Origin of the sequence: Streptomyces sp. 184, from assembly GCF_045781775.1 — a bacterium.
Lineage (GTDB): Bacteria > Actinomycetota > Actinomycetes > Streptomycetales > Streptomycetaceae > Streptomyces.
Genome location: NZ_CP123230.1, coordinates 2,818,666 through 2,835,449, shown reverse-complemented (window position 1 = coordinate 2,835,449; position 16,784 = coordinate 2,818,666). Strand labels below are relative to the sequence as shown.

Below are 16,784 nucleotides of genomic sequence, written 5' to 3'. Positions count from 1 at the left end.
CGAGCGGTGGCTCCGGGTGCCAGGAGCCCGGCGGTGGCCTGCGGGATCGGGGAGTGCCCCTCACGCCGTCCACCTCCCCAGCCGGGGTACGGACGTACTCACGGATTCCGCGTCCTGCGCCGCGGTCTCGTCCACCACGCCCAGATACCGCCGCCGCACCTCGTCCGACACCGCCAGCTCCGCCGCCGGGCCGGTGAGGGCCACCCGGCCGGTCTCCAGCACGTACGCGGCCGACGCCAGCTTCAGCGCGACCGCCGCGTTCTGCTCGACCAGCAGCACCGAGGTGCCCTGCGCGTTGATCTCGCGGATGGTGTCCGCGATCCGGGCCGCGGCCATCGGCGCCAGCCCGAGCGTCGGCTCGTCGAGCAGCAGCAGCCGCGGCTCAGCCATCAGCGCCCGGCCGAGCGCCAGCATCTGCTGCTCGCCGCCCGACAGCAGCCCGGCACGCTGCTGTGCCCGCTCGCGCAGCACCGGGAACAGGTCGTGCACACGGGCGAGTGCCGCGGCCCGGCGGTGCGCCCGGGCCCGGGCCCCGTTCCGCTCCCCGTCGCGGGTGCGGCCCCGTGCGCCCCCGCGGGCGCCGAGCGCCCCGGCGCGCAGGTTGTCCGCCACCGTCATCCGCGCGAACACCTGCCGCCCCTCGGGCACCTGCACCACCCCGGCCGCGACCACCGCCGCCGCCGCGAGGCCGTCGAGCCGCCGCCCGCCGAACGACACCGACCCGCCGCGCACCGCGCCGCCGTGGAAGGCCAGCGTGCGCGAGACGGCCCGCAGCAGCGTGGACTTGCCCGCGCCGTTGCCGCCCAGCACCGCGACCACGGCGCCGTCCGGCACGTCGACCGAGACCTCGCCCAGCGCCCGCACCGGCCCGTAGCCGGCCGTCAGGCTTTCGACCCGCAGGGACGCAGCCGCCATCGGCACTCCTCTCCCGTGGACAGGCGTTCACGACAGCACCGGCGCCCGCCGCCGTCCACGTCGGACGGCAGAATCGCTGCCGATGACCAGCGGGTCCGCCGCCCCGTTGTGCACCGGCACAACGCGCTGTCATCGTGAGCGGATGGCTGCCCGCAGAGCGCGTTCGGACCATGACTGGGCGGTGCTCGCCAGCGCCTCGAAGGCCCTGACGGACCGCGTGCCGCTGCTCGCCGACCGGCTCCTGGACGAACTGGCGGAGAACTCGCCGCACTACGACCTGGCCGTGCCGCGCGACGAGCACTGGGAGCAGATCTGTGTGGCCCTGCGCTACGGCATCGAGGCCATCGCCGCCTCCCGCTCCGCGCCCCGCCGCGACCTCGCGTACGCGCGGGAGCTGGGCCGTCGCCGGGCGGAGCAGGGGCTGCCGCTGGAGCTGCTGCACCAGGCGTACCGGCAGGCGGCGTATCTGGTCTGGGACGAGATGCTCGACGTCGTCGCCGACGACGACCCGGGGTCGCTGCCGGTGCTGCTGCGCACGGCGACGCAGATGTGGTCGGGGGTGGACCGGCAGACGGAGACGCTGACCGTCGCCTACCGGGCGACGGAGCGGGAGTTGCAGCGCCGCACGGACGGCCGCGGGCAGGCGCTGCTGGACGCCCTGCTCGACGCGGGCGACGGCGACGCGGACCGGGGCCTGGTGCAGCGCGCGGCGGCGGCGCTGGACCTGCCGGAGGCGGGGCGCTACGCGGTGGTGGTGCTGCGCTCGGAGCACCCCGGGCCGGGGGTGCCGGTGGAGCCCGGCGGCATGCGGTTCTTATGGCGGATGCGTACCGACGTGGAGCTGGCCGTCGTCGATCTCGGCGCCGCCGCCACCCCGACGGACCTCCAGACCGCCCTGCGGGCCCGCTGCCCCGGACCGGGCGGCATCAGCCCCGTCGTCGGCAGCCTGGCGAAGCTCGGCCACGCCCGCCGCCTCGCGGAGCTGGCCCTCAGCACGGTGGGCCCGGGCGGCGCGGACGCCATCGTCCGCTTGGCCGAGCGCCTTCCGGCGGCCCTGGTGGTCAGCCGCCCGGAGCTGGCCGGCCTGCTCGTCGCGGAGGTCTTCGGCGAGCTGCTGCGCCTGGAGGCGCCGGACCGGGCGACGCTGGTGGAGACCCTGGAGGCGTGGCTGTCCTGCGGCGGCTCCGCGGGCCGCGCGGCGACGCGGCTGTACTGCCACCGCAACACGGTCTTCAACCGGCTGCGGCGGCTGGAGCAGCTCACGTCCCGCTCGCTGTCGCGCCCGCGGGACCTGATCGAGCTGATGCTGGCGCTGGAGGCGTACCGGCGCGGCTAGCCCGCCGAAGGCGGGCGGCGCCCCGGGGGGTGGGCCGAGGGCTCTCGCGGTGGGCGCGGGCCGCCGGCAGTCCGCGCCGCGGCCGAGCACCCGGACGTTCCACCCGGCTTCCGGGCCCCAGGCCCCCGGGTCAGAGGCACTCGCGCGCCAGGGTCTCCGCCACCGACTCCAGCAGCGGGCCCGCGTTCCGCATCGACCGTCCGACGTCCGGCTCCACCGCCGCCAGCGCGTACGCCCGTTCGATCCCCGCCGCCCGCAGCGCGGCCTCGTCGATCGACAGACCTCCGCACACCGCCACCACCCGCTTGCCCGCGGCACGCGCCGCCGCCGCCACGCCCGCCGGCGCCTTGCCGTGCAGCGTCTGGCGGTCCAGCGAGCCCTCCCCCGTGATCACGAGGTCCGCGCGCGCGAGTGCCGACTCGAAGCCGAGGACGTCGAGCAGCACCTCGATCCCGGGCCGGAACACGGCGCCGAGGCCGATCAGCGCCCCGTACCCGATGCCGCCCGCCGCGCCCGCGCCCGGCTGCCGCGCCAGCGCCGCCGCCCGCGGCCCGACGGCCTGCTCCAGCACCTGTACGTAGTGCGCGAGGGCGGCGTCCAGGAAGGCGACGTCGTCGGCGGACGCGCCCTTCTGCGGGCCGTAGACGGCCGGCGCCCCGGTGGGCCCGGTCAGCGGGTTGTCGACGTCGCTGGCGAGGATCAGCTCGACGGACGCGAACCGCGGGTCGATGCCGCTCAGGTCCGCCCGCGCGAGTCCGGCCAGCGGCCCGCCGCCGGGCCCGGCCGGCGCCCCGTCCGCGTCGAGGAAGACCCCGCCCAGCGCCGCGAGCATGCCCGCGCCGCCGTCCGTGGTGGCGCTGCCGCCGACGCCGAAGACGAGGGTGCGCGCCCCGGCGTCGAGCGCCGCGCGCAGGAGTTCGCCGCTGCCGTACGTGGTGGCGGTGCGCGGCGCGAAGCGGCCGGGGGGCAGCAGTTGCAGCCCGGAGGCTTCGGCCATCTCGACGACGGCGGTGCCCTCGCGCAGCGCGTACGCCGCTGTGACCGGTTCGCCGAGCGGCCCGGTGACCCGCGCCTCGCGGCGTTCGAAGCCCGCGGCCAGCGCCGCGGCCACGGTGCCGTCGCCGCCGTCCGCGACGGGCAGGGACTCGACGGCGAGGTCCGGCGCGACCCTGCGCAGACCGGCGCTCACCCGCTGGGCGACCTGCTCGGCGGTCAGGGAGCCCTTGAACTTGTCGGCCGCGATCAGCACCCGGGTCACTGCTGGCTGCGTCACTTGTCACCCCTCGCTCTGGTCCAGGTCACGCCGCTGCGACCCTATCCGCAGGGCCGCCCCCTGCCCATCGCCCGGGTCACCGCTGCCGAGGGCCCGGGGCCGGCGCTGCCGCCGTCCCCGGGCCCGTACCGCAACGGCCGTTCAGCCGTCCTGCCGCTCCAGCGCGAGCAACTGCTTCTTGCGGTCGATGCCGCCGCCGTAGCCGGTGAGGCTGCCGTTGGCGCCGACGACGCGGTGGCACGGGACGATGATCCCGACGGGGTTGCGCCCGTTGGCCATGCCGACGGCGCGGGAGGCGGCCGGGTTGCCGACGCGCTCGGCGAGTTCGCCGTACGAGATCGTCTCGCCGTAGGGGATCTGCCGCAGTTGCTCCCACACCCGCTGCTGGAACGGCGTGCCGGACAGGTGCAGCGGCAGGTCGAAGTCGGTGCGCTCGCCCGCGAAGTACGCCGAGAGCTGCGCCGCCGCCGCCGCGAACGGCGGGTCGGCGGGGTCGGCGGGGACGCCGAAGGTCTCGTCGGCGGGGCGGTGGCGCTGATCGGTCATGTAGAGGCCGGTGAGGCTGTCGTCCTCGGCGACGAGGGTGAGGGGTCCGACGGGGCTGTCGACGGTCGTGTGCGTTCGCATGTCCTTCACTCCGTGGGCATCAGGTTGATCGGGTGGTCGCCGGCGGGCGGCGCCGCCCAGAGGTACTGCACGGCGTACGCCCGCCAGGGCCGCCAGGCGGCCGAGTGCCGGACGAGGGCCGCGGGGCTGCCGGGCAGGCCGAGCCCGGCGGCTGCCTTGCGGACGCCGAGGTCGGTGGCCGGGAAGGCGTCGGGGTCGCCGAGGGCGCGCATGGCGACGATTTCGACGGTCCAGGGGCCGATGCCGGGCAGCTCGCCGAGCCGGCGGCGGGCCTCTTCCCAGTCGCTGCCGCCGCCGAGGTCGAGGTCGCCGGCGGCGAGCGCGGCGACGAGCCCGGTGAGGGTGGTGCGCCGGCTGCGCGGCATGGCCAGCGTGTCGGGGTCGAGCCCGGCGAGGGCGTCGGGTTCGGGGAAGAGGTGGGTGAGGCCGCCTTCGGTGTCCTCGATCTCCTCCCCGTACGAGGTCACCAGCCGCCCGGCGTGCGTGCGGGCCGCCGCGGTGGAGACCTGCTGGCCGAGCACGGCCCGTACGGCGAACTCGGCGCCGTCCGTGGTGCGCGGCACCCGCCGCCCGGGGGCCTTGTCGATCAGCTCGGCGAGCTGGGGGTCGCGGGCGAGCTGCTCGTCGACGGCGACGGGGTCGGCGTCGAGGTCGAGCAGCCGGCGGCAGCGGCTGATGGCGATGGCCAGGTCCCGCTGGTCGGTGAGGGCGAGGCGGGCCGAGATGTAGGGATTCGGGCCGGGCCGGGGGCTGAGCGCGGCGATGCCGTGCCCGTACGGGAGCCGCAGCGTGCGCCGGTACGCGCCGCCGCGCCACTCCTCGACGCCGGGGACGGCGGTGGCGACGAGGTGGCCGAAGAGGTTGTCGGGGGTGAGCGGCTGCCGGAAGGGCAGCCGGAGGGTGAGGACGCCGGGTGCGGTGCCGTTCCCGCCGGGGCGGGAGCGGGCGGTGCGGCGGCGCAGCTCGGTGGGGGCGAGGGCGAAGACCTCCTGGACGGTGTCGTTGAAGGTGCGGATGGAGGAGAAGCCGGCGGCGAAGGCGATGTCGCCCATGGGCAGCGGCGAGGTCTCGATGAGGACGCGCGCGGTCTGCGCGCGCTGGGCGCGGGCCAGGGCGAGCGGCCCGGCGCCCAGTTCGGCGCGGAGCTGCCGTTCGACCTGGCGGGTGCTGTAGCCGAGCCGGGCGGCGAGGCCGGCGACGCCGTCGCGGTCGACGACGCCGTCGGCGATGAGCCGCATGGCGCGGGCGGTGAGGTCGGCCCGGTGGTTCCACTCCGGGGAGCCGGGGCTGGTGTCGGGGCGGCACCGCTTGCAGGCGCGGAAGCCGGCCTGCTGGGCGGCGGCGGCGCTGGGGTAGAACCGCATGTTCTGCGGCTTGGGCGGGACGACGGGGCAACTGGGCCGGCAGTAGATGCCGGTGGTCAGCACCCCGGTGAAGAACCAGCCGTCGAAGCGGGCGTCCTTGGACTGGACGGCCCGTACGCAGCGCTCCGTGTCGGTGAACATGTCTCCAGAGTGGGGCACCGCGGAGGCGGAAGCTAGCGAGAATCCGACATCATGGTGCGGCTGCGCAGGGCCCTCGGCAAGGGCCGCGGCGGCGGTGCGACGGAGCGGGGCGGCGGGACGGTGCGGCGGGTCCGGCGGCCCCGGTCAGCGGGACCGGTCAGCGGGACCGCGTCAGGGTGCGGAAGACCGCGCGGGCCGCGTTGTGGCCGCCCATCCCGTGCACGCCGGGCCCGGGGTACGTGGACGAGGAGCACAGGAAGACGCGGGGGTGGACCGTGGCCCACGGCACCCGGGCGAGCCGGGGGCGCAGCAGGGTCTGCATGCCGGAGAACGCGCCGGAGGCGATGTCGCCGCCGACGTAGTTGGCGTTGCGCGCGGCGAGTTGGGGCGGCCCCGCGGTGGCGCGGGCCAGCACCAGGTCGCGGAAGCCGGGCGCGAAGCGCTCCAGTTGCCGTTCGATGGCCTCGGTGGCGTCGCCCTCCCAACTGTTGGGCACGTGCCCGTAGACCCAGAAGGTGTGCTTGCCCTCGGGCGCGCGGGTGGGATCGGCGATGGTCGGCTGGCAGGTGATGAGGAACGGCACGGCGGGCTCGACGCCGTGCACGGCGGCGTCGAGGGCCGCGCCGATCTCGTCCTGCGTGGGTCCGACGTGCACCGTCAGGGCGCGCCGCGCCTCCTCGGAGGCCCACGGAACGGGCCCGTCCAGGGCGTAGTCGATCTTGAACACAGAGGGGCCGTAGCGGAAGCCGTCGTACGCGCCGCCGAGCCCGGCGATGCGCGCCAGCGCGGTCGGCGAGGTGTCGAAGACGTACGCGCGCGCCGGCGGCAGCTCGTCCAGCCGCTTGACCTCGATGCCGGTGTGGATCTCGCCGCCCAGCTCGCGCAGGTACGCCGCGAGCGCGTCGGTGATGGCCTGCGAGCCGCCGCGGGCCACCGGCCAGCCGACGGCGTGGCCGGCGAGCGCGAAGGTCAGCGCCATGGCCGCGGTGACCGGCGTGTGCAGCGGGGCGATGGCGTGCGCGGCGAGGCCGGCCAGCATGCCCCGGGCGTGCTCGCCCTGGAAGCGGCGGTTCAGCAGCGACACGGGCATGGCGAGCTGGCCGAGCCGCAGGAGGGTGACGGGGTCGCGGGGCACCGAGCGCAGCGAGGCGGTGAAGAAGTCCCACGACAGGGTCTCCCACTTGCCGAGGAACGGCTCGACCAGCCGCCGGTAGACAGCCGCGTCGCGGGTGCCGAGCGACATCGCCGTCTCGCCCACGGAGCGGGAGAGCACGGCCGCGGAGCCGTCGGGGAACGGGTGCGCCATGGGCAGTTCGCCGTGCACCCACTCCAGGCCGTGGTCGGCCAGCGGGAGTTCGTTGAAGACCGGGGAGCCGACGCCGAAGGGGTGCGCGGCGGAGCAGGGGTCGTGCCGGAAGCCCGGCAGGGTCAGCTCGGCGGTGCTCGCCCCGCCGCCGATGGTGTCCCGGGCCTCGAAGACCTCGACCGTGAAGCCGCGTCGGGCGAGTTCGACGGCGGCGGTCAGCCCGTTGGGCCCCGCGCCTACGACCACCACGTCGACCAGCGTCGTCATCCGCCTCGCCACTCCCGTCGTCGCTGACTGGGGTCAGGGCCCCTGCCGGGGATCATCCCGGGCCGGCCCGACCCGTCACAAGGACCCTAGGGGGCCGCCCCGGGTACGCCTCTGCCCGGTCCGGCCAGGAGGGCAAGGATATGACGCGCCGTTTCCGCGTCCCGCGCCGCGGTGAAGGGAAGCGCGTTGCCGCCGGCCACGCGGAACGGCTCCCCCGCGACGGTGCCGCTGGCGCCGCCCGCCTCGGCGACGAGCAGCAGCCCCGCGGCGTGGTCCCAGGGCTTCTCCCAGGAGAACGCGACGGCGTCGATCTCGCCGCGGGCCACCGACAGGTAGTCGTACCCGGCGGAGCCGCAGGCCCGGGCCCGTACCCCGGGCACGTCGAGACGGGCCAGGGCGCGCTTCTCGGCGTCGGTGGTGAAGTCGTGGTGGGAGACGGCGACCTCCAGCTCGTGCCCGGGGTCGGGCACGCCGGTGCGCAGTTCCTCGCCGCCTTCGACGTACGCGCCGCCCCCGCGGCGGGCCACGGCCATGACGTCCTTGGCCGGCAGGTACGTCCAGGAGGCCAGCACCTCGCCGCGGTGCGCGAGGGCGACGAGCATGCAGAAGCCGGGCTCGCCGCGGACGAACTGCCGGGTGCCGTCGACGGGGTCCACGATCCACACGGGCGCGTCCCCGCGCAGCGCCGCGAGCCGGCCGGGGTCGGCGTGCGTGCCCTCCTCGCCGACGAGCACGGACCCGGGCAGCAGCGCGGTCAGCGAGCGCTCCAGGTGCACCTCGGCGCGCTGGTCGGCGACGGTGACCAGGTCGTGGGGGCCGTCCTTCTGCGTGATCTCGTCCGCGCCGAGCTGCCGGAAGCGGGGCAGGACCTCCGCGGCCGCCGCCTTGCGCAGGGCGTCCTCGACCCGGTCGAGGGCGTCGGCGGAGGCCACGAAGTCGTCGATCATATGTCCATCGAACCACGCGGCCGCCCGGTACGGAGAATGCGGAGAGGATGCGCAGTACGGGAGATTCCTGAAGAATCGGCGCCAAACGACCGGTGGCTCCGATCGAGAGGGCTTTCCATGGCTGTCGCCGCCACACCGATGCACCTCACCCGCCCCGCCCACGTCGGCATCTCGGTCTCGGACCTGGACGCCTCGATCGCGTTCTACGCCGCCCTCACCGGGCGGGACCCCGTCGCCCGGGGGACGATGAACAGCGTCCCGTTCGGGAAGTCGCAGGGGCTGCCCGCCGCGACCCTGCGCTACGCCACGATCAACATCGAGGGCCTGGGCATCGACCTCATCCAGTTCCAGGACCCGGTCGGCGAGCGCACGAACGGCATGGCGAACCGCCCCGGCTCGATGCACCTGTGCCTGAAGGTCGACGACCTGGACGCGGTGCACGCGCGGATGAAGGAGGCGGGGTACGGCTTCCTGGGCGACGGCTACACATTCGCCGCCGGCGAGGTGACCCCGGAGGCGGCGCTCGGCACGAAGGTCGCGTACTTCAACGACCCGGACGGCACGAACCTGGAGATCATCGAGCCCCGCGGCGGCTTCGCCAACTAGTACTCGGTCGTAGGCCGTGATCTCGACGGTGAGGGGCGCCGAGGCCGGCGCGGATCATCTCGCCCGGGATCGCCCACGCCGTCACGGGCGTCGGCTCCTTCTCCGTCTACCCGAGTTCACCGAGACGGAGCGCGTCCCGTATCTCGCTGAGCTTCGCGGTCGTCGCCGGGGTAGGCTCGTGCGCCTGTTCGGCGAGTCGGAGGGCGTCGTCGATCTCGCCGAGCTTCGGGGAGGACAGGACGGCCTCCCGCTCTATCAGGTCGTCCCGGGACACAGTGGTCAGCCACGTGCACGGGGTGAAGCCCGGACGCGGGAACGCGAGCCGCAGCACGCCTTCGAACGGCAGTCCTTCAGCGGCGCCCACCTTCACTTCGATGCCCAGACCGCTGATGTCGACGCCCGCCGGAGGAACGACCTGCATCACCCGGATCCCGGGCGTGTCCTCTCCCGACAGCAGGACGACCAGCCTCCGCTCGTCGAACTGAACCCACCAGACTTCGCCACGTTGCACAAGTCCTCCAAGTACCAGGCGGCAGGCAGACGCTGTGCGACCCTGACGCGCTGTGGAGAGGGGCGCGGCCCCCGTTGATCATCGGCGTGTGAAGACAGACGATCATGCGGTGGCCGCAGGTCACAGCGTAGACCCTGCCCGCTGGCAGGAAGCGTTCGAGGACCTGAGAAGCCGGACAGCGGGACGGTTCCCGCGGGTGTAATCCCGGCGCCGGGTCCGGAAGTCGGCACTCCGGGCCGGGTGGGACGCCGACCAGGCCCGAGACGACGTGCGCGCCTACGTGGTCGGGCATGTGCAGGACGACGAGGCAGTCCCGGTCGTCGACGAGACCGGCGACGTGGTCCGCGGGCCGATCAGCGGGGCGCTGCCGCCCCTGCCGGCCCGGCTGTGACCGCCTTGCCGCGCACCCCCGACATCAGCAGTGCGTAGAGGACCAGCGACGTGCCCAGGCCCACCGCCCAGCCGTAGTCCGCGAGCGGCTTGAGGAACGGGATCAGGCCGTCCTCCGGATACGGGCCCGAGGCGCCCGCGTCCGTGTGCGAGCCGCCGACCGCCAGGAGGGCGCCGGCCCCGAAGGCCACGACGCCGCGCCAGTTCCAGCCGGACGTGTACCAGTACGCGCCGTCCCGGCGGTACAGGCCCGGCAGGTCGAGCACGGTGCGGCGGACGAGCCAGTAGTCGGCGATGAGCACGCCGGCGACGGCGCCGAGGAGGCCGCCGTAGGTGCCGAGCCAGACGAAGATGTAGATGTCCGGGTTGGCGATCAGCTCCCACGGGAACATCAGCATGCCCGCGGCGCAGGCGATCAGCGATCCGGTGCGAAAGCTGATGGCCTTCGGCGCCAGGTTGGACAGGTCGTACGCGGGGCTGACGAGGTTGGCCGCGACGTTCGTCGTCAGGGTGGCCAGCAGGATGACGAACAGGGCGAAGGCGACGCCCAGTTTGCTGTCCATCCGCGCGGCCAGCTCCGCCGGCTCCCAGATCGGCTTGCCGTAGACGGCCTGCGAGCCCGAGGTGACCAGCACGGACATCAGCGCGAACGCGGCCATCGTGGTGGGCAGTCCGAGGGACTGGCCCCATATCTGCGCGCGCTGGCCGGCGCCGAAGCGGGTGAAGTCCGGGATGTTCAGCGACAGCGTCGACCAGAAGCCGATCATGCCCATGAGGGCGGGGAAGAACACCTTCCAGAATTCGGCGCCCCAGCCGAGCTGCGACGGTTCGTCGAGCAGCGGGCCGAAGCCGCCGGCCTGGTCGGCGATCCATATGAGCAGCGCGGCCGCGCCCGCGAGCATCAGCGGGGCGGCCCAGTTCTCCAGCTTCTTCACCCCCTCCATGCCGAAGAGGATGATGCCGACCTCGATGAGCCAGAAGAGGACGAAGCACAGCCACTGCGGCCACGGATAGCCGCCCCACGAGCCGGCCTCGACCCACCAGCTCCCGGCCCCGATGATCTTCCCGGCCAGGAAGTAGATCGCCTGGCCGCCGATCCACGTCTGGATCCCGAACCAGGCGCAGGCGACGACGCCGCGCAGCAGCGCCGGCAGGTTGGCGCCGACCACGCCGAAGGACGAGCGGGCCAGGACAGGGAAGGGGATCCCGTACTTCGGGCCCGCGTGGCCGGTCAGCAGCATCGGCAGCAGCACGATGACGTTCGCCAGGGCGATGGTGAGGACCGCCTGCTTCCAGTCCATGCCCAGCGCGATGAGCCCGGCGGCCAGCGTCCAGGTCGGCACGTTGACCGCCATTCCGACCCACAGCGCGGCGAAGTTGTACGTGGTCCAGGTGCGCTGCGCGGCGGGGACGGGGAGCAGGTCGCCGTTGGCGTAGCGGCTGCCGGCGAGGTCGTCGGCGGGGGCGAGTTCCACCCTGCCGTCGGCGGGCTCCGGCGGGTAGGACGGGGGTGCGGCGTCGGCAGCCATGGGCCCTCCCTCAGTCCAGCGCCGGGATGACGTACTTGCCGTACGCGTCGATGGTGGACTCCTTCGCGTCGTGCATCGCGTAGATCGCGAACTGGTGCACGCCCAGGTCCCGCAGCCGGCGCAGCTTGTCCAGGTGCGCCTCGACGGGGCCGAGGATGCAGAAGCGGTCGACGATGTCGTCCGGTACGAAGTCGGTGGAGGGGTTTCCGGCGCGGCCGTGGTGGGAGTAGTCGTAGCCCTGGCGCTGCTTGACGTACGCCGTCAGCGCCTCGGGGACGACGTCGGAGTGCTCGCCGTAGCGGTCGACGAGGTCGGCGACGTGGTTGCCGACCATGCCGCCGAACCAGCGGCACTGCTCGCGCGCGTGCGCCAGCGCCTCGGGGGTGCCGTCCGTGACGTACGCGGGGGCGGCGACGCAGATCGTCAGGTCGTCCGGGTCGCGGCCGGCCTGGGCGGCGGCGGTGCGCACGGCCTTGACCATGAACTCCGTGAGGTACACGTCCGAGAGCTGGAGGATGAAGCCGTCCGCGACCTGCCCGGCGAGCGCCAGCGCCTTCGGCCCGTACGCCGCCATCCACACCGGCAGCCGGCCGTTCTCGACCCACGGCAGCGTCAGCGTCGTGCCGGCCTCGCTGTCGACGACGGCCTCGCGGCCCTCGGCGAGGTCGCGGATGGCGCGGATGGCGTCGCCGAGGCGGGCCAGGGTGTTGGGCGGGCGGCCGGCGACGCGCATGGCGGAGTCGCCGCGGCCGATGCCGCAGACGGTGCGGTTGCCGTACATCTCGTTGAGGGTGGCGAAGGAGGAGGCGGTGACCTCCCAGGCGCGGGTGCCGGGGTTGGTGACCATGGGGCCGACGGTGAGGCGGTCGGTGTGCTCCAGGATGCGGCTGTAGATGACGTACGGCTCCTGCCACAGGACGGTGGAGTCGAACGTCCAGCCGTAGCGGAAGCCGTTGCGCTCGGCGCGGCGCATGAGGCCGACGACGGCGGATGCGGGCGGGTCGGTCTGGAGCACGAGTCCGAAATCCACTTCGGCCCCCTCTGGGAACGATGCCGGAAGTCTGGGTCTGGTGGCCGGTTCTACAGGAACTGGCAGGTGCCGCGCGGGACGTACTGGCCGTGTCCCGCCCGGCCGGTGAACTCGCGCCCGTCGAGGACGGTCTCGCCGCGGGAGAGCACCGTCTCGACCCGGCCGGTGATCTCCTTGCCCTCGTACGCCGAGTAGTCGACGTTCATGTGGTGGGTGGCGGCGGAGAGCGTCTGGCGGGCCTCGGGGTCGTAGATGACGATGTCGGCGTCGGAGCCGGGGGCGATGGTGCCCTTGCGGGGGTAGAGGCCGAACATCCGCGCCGGGGTGGCGCAGGCGATGTCGATCCAGCGGCGGCGGGTGAGGTGTCCGTCGAGCACGGCCTGGTGGAGGAGGTCCATGCGGTTCTCCACGCCCGGCAGGCCGTTGGGGATCTTGGAGAAGTCGCCGCGGCCCAGCTCCTTCTGGTCCTTGAAGCAGAAGGGGCAGTGGTCGGTGGAGACGACCTGGAGGTCGTCGGTGCGCAGCCCGCGCCACAGGGCGGCCTGGTGCTCGCGGGGGCGCAGGGGCGTGGAGCAGACGTACTTGGAGCCCTCGAAGTCCGGCTCGGCGAGGTTGTCGGTGGACAGGAAGAGGTACTGCGGGCAGGTCTCGCCGAAGACCGGCAGTCCGGCGTCGCGGGCCTGCGCCAGCTCGGCGACGGCCTCCTCGGCGGAGACGTGCACGACGTACAGCGGGCTGCCGGCGACCCGGGCGAGCTGGATGGCGCGGTGCGTGGCCTCGGCCTCCAGCAGGACCTTGCGCACCTCGCCGTGGTAACGCGGGTCGGTCTTCCCGGCCCCCCGCGCCTGCTCGACGAGGACGTCGATGGCGATGCCGTTCTCGGCGTGCATCATGATCAGCCCGCCGTTGCCGGCGGCGCGCTGCATGGCGCGCAGGATCTGGCCGTCGTCGCTGTAGAAGACGCCGGGGTAGGCCATGAAGAGCTTGAAGGACGTCACGCCCTCCTCGACCAGGCCGTCCATCTCCTTGAGCGTGTGCTCGTTGACGTCGGAGAGGATCATGTGGAAGGCGTAGTCGATGCTGCACTGGGCGTCGGCTTTCGCGTGCCAGGCGTCCAGGCCCTCGCGCAGCGCGCTGCCCTGCTTCTGTACGGCGAAGTCCACGATGGTCGTCGTGCCGCCCCAGGCGGCGGCGCGGGTGCCCGTCTCGAACGTGTCCGAGGCGAAGGTGCCGCCGAAGGGCAGCTCCATGTGGGTGTGGGCGTCCACGCCGCCCGGGATGACGTACCTGCCGGTGGCGTCGATCACGGCGGCGCCGGCTTGCCAGCCGGCGGCGGCGTCGCTGCCGTGGGCGGCGAGGGCGGTCACGCGGCCGTCCTCGACGAGCACGTCGGCGTGGATCTCGTCGGCGGCGGTGATGACCAGCCCGCCGGTGATGACTGTGCGGCTCACGGCCTCTGCTCCCTTCCGGTGACACGACGTCACCAGGGGTCTACACCCGTAGAGTCGAGCTGCGTGCGAAGACCGTAGAAGCATGGCACCGCGCTCGGCAATACCGCGGCAGCCGCCCGTCGCCACCGCGTGGCGCGGGCCGTACGCGCGCAGGGGGCCCGCGGCGCGCCCGTATCCGTGCGTTCTGCACACCTTGTTCATGACAGCGGTGACTACTCCCGGTGCGCGTCCGGCTGCAATCCTTCGTGGGCGCAGTAACCGGATTCGGCCTTGGGGGGAAATGGACAAGCGATACGAGGCGTTCTGCCTGGCCGACGAGTATTTCTACGAAACTCCGGACCGGCTGGCCGGCTCCGCCGACGCATCGGTCGCGCACTTTTCCGTCGCCCGCAGGGAAACCCCCGAGGGATGGATCGACGCCTGGTCTGGCGACTGGCGCCAGTTGCAGCCCCTGGCCGATCGTGACTGGCCGGAGCAGGGGTGGAAGATCCACGTCTCGGCCCGGCTCGACAACGCGGACCGGGTCGGCACCTGCATCTGGGACTACTGCGTACCGCGCGGCATTCCGTTCAAATTCGTGCCCGGAAAGCAACTCCTCTATCTCCGGAACTCCAAGTACGCCAGCCGCACGATCAGCGGCAAGTTCGCCACGATCTATCCGCGCGACGACGAGATGCTGCACACGCTTCTGCGCGAGCTGGGCGGGCAACTGGCGGCGGAGGACGGCCCGTACATCCTCACCGATCTGCGCTGGCAGGGCGGCCCGATGCACGTGCGCTACGGGGGCTTCGCCCCGCGCTACTGCGTCGGCGCCGACGGGGCGCTGGTCCCGGCGATCGAGGGACCGGACGGCACGCTCATACCCGACCGCAAGGACCCGGCCTTCAGCGTGCCCGACTGGGTGACGCTGCCCGGCTTCCTGGCTCCGGAGTTGGCCGCGCGCAACGCCACGACCACCTCCGACCTGCCGTACCGCATCGAGCGCGCCCTGCACTTCTCCAACGGCGGCGGCGTCTACGCGGGCACCGACCAGCGCGACGGTGCGCAGGTGGTGCTGAAGGAGGCCAGGCCGCACGCCGGCCTCGCCGCCGACGGCGCCGACGCGGTGGCCCGGCTGGAGCGGGAGAAGGCCGCGCTGGAGCGGCTGGCCGGGCTGGGCGTCGCACCCGGCGTCCGCGACTGGTTCGAGCTGGGCGGGCACCGCTTCCTGGTCATGGACTTCCTGCCCGGACGCACCCTCAACTCCTTCTTCGCGGAGCGCCACCCGCTGCTGGCCGCGCACCCGGACCCGGCGGAGGTGGCGTCGTACACCCGCTGGGCGGTGCGGGTGCACGGGGCGGTGGAGCGGGCCGTCGCGGCGGTGCACGGGCGCGGGCTGGTCTTCAACGACCTGCACATGTTCAACATCATGGTCGCGCCGGAGGCGGACGCGGCGGCCGGCGAAGCGGCGGGCGGGGACGTGTCGGTGGCGCTGGTCGACTTCGAGGCGGCGGCGCCGGCGGCGGACGGGCCGCGGCAGATCGTCGCGCACCCGGGGTACGTGGCGCCGGCGGACCGCGAGGGCTTCGGGATCGACCGCTACGCGCTGGCCTGCCTGCGGATCGCGCTGTTCCTGCCGATGACGACGCTGCTGGCCGTCGACCGGCGCAAGGCGGCGCATCTGGCGCGGGTGGCGGCGGAGCAGTTCCCGGAGCTGCCCGAGGAGTTCCTGCGGGAGGCGGTCGAGGAGATCACCGGCGAGTCGGGCGCGCGTACGGCGGGCGCGGGGGCGACGGCCGCGGCCGGGGTCACGGCCGCCGACGGCGCGCGCACGGCGGGCACGGCGGCCACGGTGGGATCCGGCGCGGGGGCGGGCGGCGGGGCGCTGCTGCCGGCCGAGCCCGCCGACTGGCCGCGCAGCCGCACGGCCATGGCCCGTGCGCTGGCCGCCTCCGCGACCCCCGAGCGCGACGACCGCGTCTTCCCGGTGACGTCGCCCAGTTCAACGACGGCGGCGGCCTCGGGATGTCGTTCGGCGCCGCGGGCGTGCTGTACGCGCTGGCCGAGGCCGGCGCGCCGCGCAGCGAGGCCGGCGAGGAGTGGCTGCTCAAGCAGACCGCCGCCCCGCCCCGCGGCACGCCGTTCGGGCTGTACGACGGGCTGCTCGGCGTGGCGTACGTGCTGGAGCGGCTCGGGCACGGCAAGCGGGCCCTCGACCTCGCCGAGCAGGTTCTCGGCGAGAACTGGCAGGCGCTCGCCTCCCATCTGCACGGCGGGCTCGCCGGCGCCGGGCTGGTGCTCGACCGGCTCGCGACCGCCTGCGGCGAGCCGTCCCTGCACGACCGCGCCCTGCGCGCGGCCACGCTGCTGACCGAGCGGCTCGCCGCGGCGGACCGGACGCCCGGCGACGGCGCCGCGGCCCGTCCGCAGGCGGGCCGGGGCGGCGAGCGCGCCGGGCTGCTGCACGGCTGGACCGGCCCCGCGCTGTTCTTCATCCGGCTGTACGAGCGCACCGGCGACCCCGCGCTGCTGGACGCCGCCGCCGGCGCGCTGCGCCGCGACCTCGCCCGCTGCCGCACCGACCGCACCGGCGGTCTCGTCGTGGACGAGGGCCGCCGCACGATGCCGTACCTCGGCGACGGCAGCGCGGGCATCGCGACCGTGCTCGACGACTACCTCGCGCACCGCGACGACGAGGAGTTCGCCGCGGCACGCGCGGCGGTGCTGCCCGCCGTGCGGATGCGCTACTACGCCCAACCCGGCCTGTTCCAGGGGCGGGCCGGGATGCTGCTGCACCTCGGCCGCACCGCGACCCCCGGCGTACGCCCCGCCGACCTCGGCGCCCAGGCCGCCGCGCTCTCCTGGTACGCCCTGCCGTACGGCGGCGGGCTCGCCTTCCCCGGCGACCAGATGATGCGGCTGTCCATGGACCTGGCCACCGGCACCGCCGGCTGTCTGCTCGCGCTCGCCGCGGCACAGCCCGGCAGCGGCGCCGGCCTGCCCTTCCTGTCGCCGGCGCACCCGCGCGGACGACAGGCGGAACGGCCCCGTGAAGGGGCCGGAGTACCAGCACCATCCGGCAAGTCCCAGCAGTAACCGAGTCACCAAGGAG

General features: G+C 74.3%; 12 protein-coding genes and 2 pseudogenes. 4 read left to right on the top strand and 10 right to left on the bottom strand.

The window, feature by feature from the left end; translation table 11 throughout:
* Positions 1-60: 60 nt before the first annotated feature.
* Complete coding sequence (locus QBL21_RS12105; RefSeq protein ID WP_407562150.1) at positions 61-915, bottom strand: ABC transporter ATP-binding protein; 855 nt, start codon at positions 913-915, stop codon at positions 61-63.
* A 142-nt stretch (positions 916-1,057) separates the two neighbouring features.
* Here QBL21_RS12105 and QBL21_RS12100 point away from each other — a divergent pair, with 142 nt between their 5' ends.
* Positions 1,058-2,251 carry a PucR family transcriptional regulator gene (locus QBL21_RS12100; protein WP_407562149.1) on the top strand — a complete coding sequence of 398 codons (1,194 nt, stop codon included), beginning with the start codon at positions 1,058-1,060 and terminating at the stop codon, positions 2,249-2,251.
* 130 nt (positions 2,252-2,381) lie between these two features.
* On the opposite strand, the gene QBL21_RS12095 is transcribed toward QBL21_RS12100, so the two are convergent.
* The 5 genes from QBL21_RS12095 to QBL21_RS12075 form a co-directional block, all read right to left on the bottom strand.
* Positions 2,382-3,509 (bottom strand): glycerate kinase, encoded by a 1,128-nt coding sequence (locus tag QBL21_RS12095; protein ID WP_407566396.1) that lies wholly within the window; start codon positions 3,507-3,509, stop codon positions 2,382-2,384.
* A 156-nt stretch (positions 3,510-3,665) separates the two neighbouring features.
* On the bottom strand, positions 3,666-4,151 hold the full coding sequence (locus tag QBL21_RS12090) for a methylated-DNA--[protein]-cysteine S-methyltransferase (protein WP_407562148.1): 486 nt from the start codon (positions 4,149-4,151) through the stop codon (positions 3,666-3,668).
* A 5-nt stretch (positions 4,152-4,156) separates the two neighbouring features.
* Complete coding sequence (locus QBL21_RS12085; protein WP_407562147.1) at positions 4,157-5,656, bottom strand: AlkA N-terminal domain-containing protein; 1,500 nt, start codon at positions 5,654-5,656, stop codon at positions 4,157-4,159.
* A gap of 157 nt (positions 5,657-5,813) precedes the next feature.
* Positions 5,814-7,229, bottom strand: coding sequence for a phytoene desaturase family protein (locus QBL21_RS12080; protein WP_407562146.1), 1,416 nt, complete (start codon positions 7,227-7,229; stop codon positions 5,814-5,816).
* An 86-nt stretch (positions 7,230-7,315) separates the two neighbouring features.
* The gene (locus QBL21_RS12075; RefSeq protein ID WP_407562145.1) at positions 7,316-8,176 is read right to left on the bottom strand and encodes an inositol monophosphatase family protein; all 861 of its coding nucleotides are present in this window, start codon (positions 8,174-8,176) and stop codon (positions 7,316-7,318) included.
* Positions 8,177-8,293: 117 nt separating this feature from the next.
* Between QBL21_RS12075 and QBL21_RS12070 the strand changes: the two genes are divergently transcribed.
* Complete coding sequence (locus QBL21_RS12070) at positions 8,294-8,782, top strand: VOC family protein (RefSeq protein WP_407562144.1); 489 nt, start codon at positions 8,294-8,296, stop codon at positions 8,780-8,782.
* Between the two features lie 106 nt (positions 8,783-8,888).
* Here the strand turns inward: QBL21_RS12070 and QBL21_RS12065 are convergent, their stop codons facing one another.
* A complete protein-coding gene (locus QBL21_RS12065; protein WP_407562143.1) occupies positions 8,889-9,293 on the bottom strand; it encodes a type II toxin-antitoxin system PemK/MazF family toxin in 405 nt (134 codons plus the stop codon).
* A 109-nt stretch (positions 9,294-9,402) separates the two neighbouring features.
* On the opposite strand from QBL21_RS12065, the pseudogene QBL21_RS12060 reads away from it, so the two are divergent.
* Positions 9,403-9,642, top strand: a pseudogene (locus tag QBL21_RS12060) (IS701 family transposase); the annotation flags it as partial.
* A 4-nt stretch (positions 9,643-9,646) separates the two neighbouring features.
* On the opposite strand, the gene QBL21_RS12055 reads toward QBL21_RS12060, so the two are convergent.
* Genes QBL21_RS12055 through hydA form a run of 3 tightly spaced genes read right to left on the bottom strand, consistent with a single transcriptional unit; the run spans position 9,647 to position 13,693 of the window.
* On the bottom strand, positions 9,647-11,212 hold the full coding sequence (locus QBL21_RS12055; RefSeq protein WP_407562142.1) for an NCS1 family nucleobase:cation symporter-1: 1,566 nt from the start codon (positions 11,210-11,212) through the stop codon (positions 9,647-9,649).
* Positions 11,213-11,222: 10 nt separating this feature from the next.
* Complete coding sequence (locus tag QBL21_RS12050) at positions 11,223-12,242, bottom strand: TIGR03842 family LLM class F420-dependent oxidoreductase (protein WP_407562141.1); 1,020 nt, start codon at positions 12,240-12,242, stop codon at positions 11,223-11,225.
* A 50-nt stretch (positions 12,243-12,292) separates the two neighbouring features.
* The gene (hydA, locus tag QBL21_RS12045) at positions 12,293-13,693 is read right to left on the bottom strand and encodes a dihydropyrimidinase (protein ID WP_407562140.1); all 1,401 of its coding nucleotides are present in this window, start codon (positions 13,691-13,693) and stop codon (positions 12,293-12,295) included.
* A 280-nt stretch (positions 13,694-13,973) separates the two neighbouring features.
* On the opposite strand from hydA, the pseudogene lanKC reads away from it, so the two are divergent.
* Positions 13,974-16,768: pseudogene (gene lanKC, locus QBL21_RS12040) on the top strand (class III lanthionine synthetase LanKC).
* Positions 16,769-16,784 lie beyond the last annotated feature (16 nt).